The sequence below is a fragment of the Arthrobacter sp. CAL618 genome (genome assembly GCF_000468215.1).
Lineage (GTDB): Bacteria > Actinomycetota > Actinomycetes > Actinomycetales > Micrococcaceae > Arthrobacter_D.
In genome coordinates, this window is sequence record NZ_ASZW01000096.1 from 1 (window position 1) to 6,032 (window position 6,032).

4 protein-coding genes are annotated in these 6,032 nt (G+C 64.5%); all 4 read right to left on the reverse strand.

The genetic code is table 11. From position 1 onward, the window contains the following. The coding region (locus K728_RS0106145) for a GIY-YIG nuclease family protein (protein WP_024476212.1) at window positions 1–886 on the reverse strand (886 nt) is incomplete at its 3' end. Between the two features lie 48 nt (window positions 887–934). Then, the gene (locus K728_RS0106150) at window positions 935–4,123 is read right to left on the reverse strand and encodes a type I restriction endonuclease subunit R (RefSeq protein WP_024476213.1); all 3,189 of its coding nucleotides are present in this window, start codon (window positions 4,121–4,123) and stop codon (window positions 935–937) included. A 38-nt stretch (window positions 4,124–4,161) separates the two neighbouring features. Further along, window positions 4,162–5,019, reverse strand: coding sequence for an ABC transporter permease subunit (locus K728_RS0106155; RefSeq protein ID WP_024476214.1), 858 nt, complete (start codon window positions 5,017–5,019; stop codon window positions 4,162–4,164). Beyond that, window positions 5,016–5,978 (reverse strand): ABC transporter ATP-binding protein, encoded by a 963-nt coding sequence (locus tag K728_RS0106160; protein ID WP_024476215.1) that lies wholly within the window; start codon window positions 5,976–5,978, stop codon window positions 5,016–5,018. The genes K728_RS0106155 and K728_RS0106160 overlap by 4 nt, the downstream gene beginning before the upstream one ends. Window positions 5,979–6,032 lie beyond the last annotated feature (54 nt).

Sequence of the window (6,032 nt, forward strand, 5' to 3'; positions counted from 1 at the left end):
CCTGCCACTCGGCGTAACTCATACCGGTGTCAGGAGCAATCCAGCTGGTCCGACCGTTGGTCGGCCTACCGGTGACGACGGCGGCAGCCGCGCTAGGGCTTTTAAAGGCATAGGGCTTGGTGAACCGGCGGACCTGACCATGATCCTCTAACGTACCGTCGAGGGAGAGTCGGTCATAGAGTTTCCTGTATCCGGTGTGGGCGCCCACCCACTGGCGGCGTACCGCTGAACCTTCGTAAACCACAAACTCTCCGTCAACCTCTTGGCCGCGTGCTTTTCCCCCGCCCGCAGGTACATTCAGTTCGAATAGGGGTGACGACGCCTTTGGCCGGTCCGGATCCGTCGCCTCGTTCTCATTGCGTGGCACTTCCCGAAAGGCCTCGACACCAAGCAATGGGAGCACAATTCGCGCTTGGCTAATGAAGTATTCCATGTCCGAGATATCGGCCTCGGGCAACGGTAAGAGGGGTGGCGCAGTCTTGTTGACGATGGTGGTCCGGTCGGTCGACTTGCCCAGTTGTATGAACCGGCTCTCCAGATAACGGACGTGTGCTTTCGTGAGGTTCGCGTCTTTGCTGGTGAGCAGCAGCGCTCGCGTCCAGAAGTCTTTACCTCCCTCGAGTTCACCGCGGTTGTGCATTTTGAGGCGTATGGAGACATCGTCGCCTTCTCCGATGTACAACATCTGGTCGTCTGGGTCTTCTTCGTTCACTCCGATCAGAAAGTAGACGCCGGTTTTCCCTGCCTCCGGGCGGGCGAGAAGCGTCGCAAGATCCGACCTGGATCCGGCGACAATCTGCCCAGTCCAGTTCATAATTTCTGCAGTCAGGAGTCCGCCCGGCATGCCGTCGGTCAGGAAGAGCCGGACCTGTTTACCTGTCACCATTGCTGGTCTCACTGTCGGTTGCGGAGAGGACTGTGCTTCGTGCCATGGTCAGCCACGTGCTTCCGCGTAGCGCGGTGCCATGGACTCCATTTGCTCCATCACTAACTTGATGGCGGCTGGTTGCTTGTCGGGTGGATAGCCGTTCTTCACGAGCAGCCGCTTAATGGAGGAGCGTAGCTTTGCCCGGACGTCGTCGCGCACCGTCCAGTCCGTCCGCACGTCACGCTGCATCACTGTCACGAGGTCTCGGGCGATCTGCGCCAGGATCCCCTCGCCCTGCACCTCCACCGCTGACTCATTTTGCGCCACCGCATCGTAGAACGCGAGTTCGTCCTCGTTGAGCGGTGGAGAGAACTTCGCGCCACGCGCAGCCTCGGCAGCAACTTCCTTTGCCAGCGCGACCAGCTCGGCAATGACCTCGGCCGATGTGAGTTGCTGGTTCGTGTACCGGTTCATCAGTTCCGTGATGCGTTCCGAGAAGGCACGCTCACGGATCACGTTGTTACGGGTGGTCTTCGCCGATTCCTCGGCCACCAGCTTCCGCAGCGCCTCGATGGCAAGCTGCGGATTCCGTGCCTGCTGCGTCTTCGCGATGAACTCAGGGGTCAGATCGCCCAGTGACGGCTTGGGCATCCCTGCGGCTTCATAGATGTCAAGGATGTCCCCCGTGGACGTCGACGTCGCGATCAGGTCCCCGAGCAGCCTTGCAATGTCCTCGGGCACCGGCTCCCCCCGGGCCTGCCGGTCTGCGGCGTCAAACTTCGCCATGTAGACGCGGATCTCCTCGTACACCTGGATCTCCGGGCGGAGCTCGGCCAGGTTCTGGGCCCCTGAACACAGGGCCCAGGCACGGGACAGCTGACTCGAGGCCTTCCGGTACCGTTCCGCGAGGGTCTCGGCGCCGTCGTCGGGCTGGTTGCCCGGGGTCAACGCGCTGCGCAGGTAGTTGACCGAGCCGGTGACAGCATTCTTGAAGGCCTTGGGGGTGCCCGCACGGTAGACGGCGCGCCAGTCGAACCCGGCGAGCATCTCACGCAGCATCTCCACCAGGGATTTGGTGAGCTCCACCGCCTCGTCGATGTTCTTTCCGATGGGCTTGCTCTGCTGGTCGGTCTTGGAATACTCCGCCAGTGCCTTGGCCAGGTTGTCGGCCAGCGGCGCATACGCCACCAGCAGCCCATCCTGTTTACCGCGGAAGGTGCGGTTCACCCGGGCGAGCGTCTGCATCAGCAGGGCACCCTTCAGCGGCCGGTCCAGGTACAGGGTGTGCAGCGGGGGCGAGTCGTACCCGGTGAGCATCATGTCCTTGACGATCACAATCTCGAGTTCGTCGTCGACATTCCGCAGGCGTTCCTTGATGGTCGCGTTCGCCGAGTCCCGGCGCACATGGTCGACCACCGGTGGGACGTCCGACGGCGTGCCGGAGTACACCACCTTGATTTTGCCCTTGTTGAGGTCATCCGAGTGCCAGTCGGGGCGCAGCGCAATGATGGCCGTATACAGGTTGGCGCAGATCTCCCGGGTGCCGCCTACAATCATGGCTTTGCCGGGCGACTCGATGAACTGGCGCATCTTGCCCGAACGATTTTCCCAGTGCGCCACCAGGTCCTCCGCGAGGGCAGCGATGCGCTGAGGTGCACCGTAGACCGCGTTCACGACGGCGACGCTCGCCTCGATCCGTGCCCTCTCGGTGTCGTCGAGGCTCCGGGTGATGTCATCGGCCGCCTGGTCGAGGGTTTCCTCGGTGACGTCCTGGGCCAGCGCCACCTTGATCAGCCGTGGTTCGAAATACACGGGAACGGTGGCGCCGTCGTCGACCGCCCGGCTCAGGTCGTAAATGTCGATGTACTCGCCGAACACGTCACGCGTGTTGCGGTCGTCAAAGGAAATAGGTGTCCCGGTGAACGCGATCAGGGTGGCCCGCGGCAGAGCATCGCGGAGGTGGCGGGCATAGCCGTCGAGGTCGTCGTAGTGGCTGCGGTGCGCTTCATCGACAATCACAATGATGTTCCGCCGGTCCGAGAGCAGCGGATGGTCCACGCCGGCGTCCTTCTCCCCCTGGCTGCGGCCGAACTTCTGCAGGGTGGTGAAGTAGATGCCTCCCGTGGTTCGGCTGGAGAGTTCCTCGCGGAGTTCGGCCCGGCGGCGGATCTGCTGGGGTTTCTCCGGCAGGAGGAGGCTTTGCGCAAAGGTCTCGTACAGCTGGCCGTCGAGCTCGTTGCGGTCGGTGATCACCACGATGGTGGGATTGAGGAGCTTGGGATGGCGGGTGACCTGGTTGGTGTAGAGCTCCATCTCCATGGACTTGCCCGAGCCTTGCGTGTGCCAGACGACGCCGGCCTTGCCGTTGCTTGCAACCGCTGTGACGGTGCTGCCCAGGGCCTTGGAGACGGCGAAGTATTGGTGGGGCTTGGCGATGCGTTTGGTCAGCCCGTCCGAGTTTTCATCGAACGCGGTGAAGCTGCGGGTCAGCTGAACGAACCGCTCGAGACTGTAGAGGCCGTCGAGGGCTAGCTCCAGTTCGGTGACCGGCTCGCCGTCGACGAGGGCGTCGCGCGCCACGGGTTCGCCGTCGTCGTCGACATTCCACGGCGAGAAGTGGTTCAGCGGGGTGAACGGCGTGCCGTACTTGGCGAGGATTCCATCCGAGGCGAGGGTGAAGACGCAGAAGCGGAAGGCAAGCGGGAATTCGCGGAGGTAGGTCTGCAGCTGGGCATGCGCGGCGGGTACATCGGCTGAGCGGCTCCCAGCCCTCTTGAGTTCGATCACGCTGACCGGCATGCCGTTGCAGTAGAGCACGACGTCGAAGCGTCGTTTGTAGTCGCCCTGGCGGAGGGTGACCTGGTTGACGGCCAGCCAGTCGTTGTCGTCAGCGTCGGCGCTGAGGACGCGGAGGGTGGGATTGTGTTCGGTGCCGTCGGTGTCGATGTAGCTGATACCGCGGAAGCCATCGGTCAGATAAGTGTGGACGCGGTGGTTCTCGGTGATGGCATCGGTTGATTTGGGGGCTGTAATTTCGGCGACGGCCTGCTGGAGGTACTGCTGCGGCACAGTGGGGTTGAACTTCCGCAGCGCGGCTAGCAACCGCGGCCGGATGAGCAGGTCATCCCAGGTGTCGCGCTCCCCTGATCCGGGTGCGATGGACTCTCCGGTGCCTGGCCGCCAGCCGAGTTCGGCCAGCTGCTCCATCGCGAGGCCCTCCCAGAGCGCTTCGCTGAGACCTGTCACTGCTGTCATGTTATTCCCCCAGTGTGTTGCCGATCACTGGCTCCAGTCTAGGCGTCGCGTCGGTGCAGCGTGATTGCGGCCGCCGCGAGGGGGACAACAGCGTAGGCGGCCAGCACGATCAGGCTCGCCTGTGTGGAGAGGTAGGCTCCTTGCGTCTCGACTGCTCCGGTGGTGAGCAACACTGAGGACGCCGGCAGCGGCAGGTAGCTGACGATTGTCTCTACCCAGTCCAGGCGAATGAAGCTGAGGGTGCCGGGCAATAGCAGCAGGACGGTCAGGGCTACGGTCACGCTGGCGGCGGTGGAACGCAGGAGCGTGGCAATCCCAAGGGAGAACAGGGCGGCGGCGATGAGGGAGTAGAGGGTGCCGCCGAGGACGCGCCAGGTGCCCGGGTCGTCCAGCGCTGGGACGAGGTCGTACTGCGAGAGCTGGAGCATGGTGACGAGGTAGGACAGGGTCGCGCTCACGAGGGTAACGGCGGCCGTCAGCACAATCAGGACGAGGGCTTTGGCGCCAAGGACGGGGATCCGGCTCGGAACAGCCGCGAACGTGGAGCGGATCGTGCCGGTGGCGTATTCCCCGGTGATGAGCAGGGCGCCCAGGACGGCGATGGTGAGCATGCCGAAATGGAAGCCGCCCGCGATGACCTCGGCACCATGCATCTGCTCGACGGCCGGGGCCAGGGCGGGATCGTCGGTCGTGGCGCTCAGGGACAGGGCGGAGGCCAGTGCCACCAGCGTGATCACTGCGGCGGTGGCGGCCAGCGCCCACCACGTCGAGCGCAGGGACAGCAACTTGATCCATTCCCCACGCAAGACCCCCGCGAAGGTGGGATGCACCTGTGCAGCGGCGGGCGGGTTGGTGGCGGGTGAGGACATTGGGGGGTCATCGGTCAGCGTGCTCATCGGTTCTGGCCCTTCTGGTCTGGGGTGCTGTGGGCGGTGCTGCTGTGGGCGGTGGTGGGTTCAGAGCGGTACTCGACTGCGTCCTGGGTCAGGAACATGTACGCCTCTTCGAGGCTGGCGCCGCGTGGGGACAACTCGTACAGCGGCAGCCCGTTTCGGAAGGCGACCTGGCCGACGTGTTCCGCGGTAGTCCCGCTGACCTCGAGCATGCTGGCGTCCGGAGAAGTGATGGTCACACCGTCGGCAGTCAGGGCGGCGGCGAGCTCGTCGGCGCGCGGGGAGCGCACCCGCACAGCGCCGCTCGCGACGGAGTCAATGACCTGTTGGACCGAGCCGGCGGCGATGATGTGACCGCGGCCGATCACGAGGAGCTGATCGGCGGTCTGGGACATCTCACTCATCAGGTGCGAGGACAGGAACACGGTCCGTCCCTCGGCGGCCAGGTCGCGCACCAGCTGGCGAACCCACTGCACGCCCTCGGGGTCGAGCCCGTTGACCGGCTCGTCGAGGATGAGCGTTCGGGGGTCGCCCAGGAGTGCTGCGGCGATACCCAGGCGTTGACTCATGCCGAGGGAAAACCCGCCGACACGCTTGGTCGCTGCCCCTGACAGGCCAGTCATATCGATTACCTCGCCGACACGGGAGGCCTTGATGTTGTGGGTGGCAGCCATCGCGCGCAGGTGCGAGCGGGCGCTGCGGCCGGGGTGTACGGCCTTGGCGTCGAGCAGGGCACCGACCTCCCTCAGCGGGGAACGGTGCTGCCCGTAGGGCTTGCCGTTGACCGTGACGGTGCCCGACGTCGGCCGGTCCAGTCCCATGATCAGGCGCATCGTCGTGGACTTGCCGGCACCGTTCGGGCCGAGGAACCCGGTCACGGTGCCGGGCGCGATGGTGAAGCTGAGTGTGTGCACTGCGGTCTTGTCGCCGTAGCGCTTGGTGAGCTCGTGTGCCTCAATCATGAGGACCTTCCTGGGTAATGGTGGGGTTGGTGGATCTGATACGGCGGTTCGGCG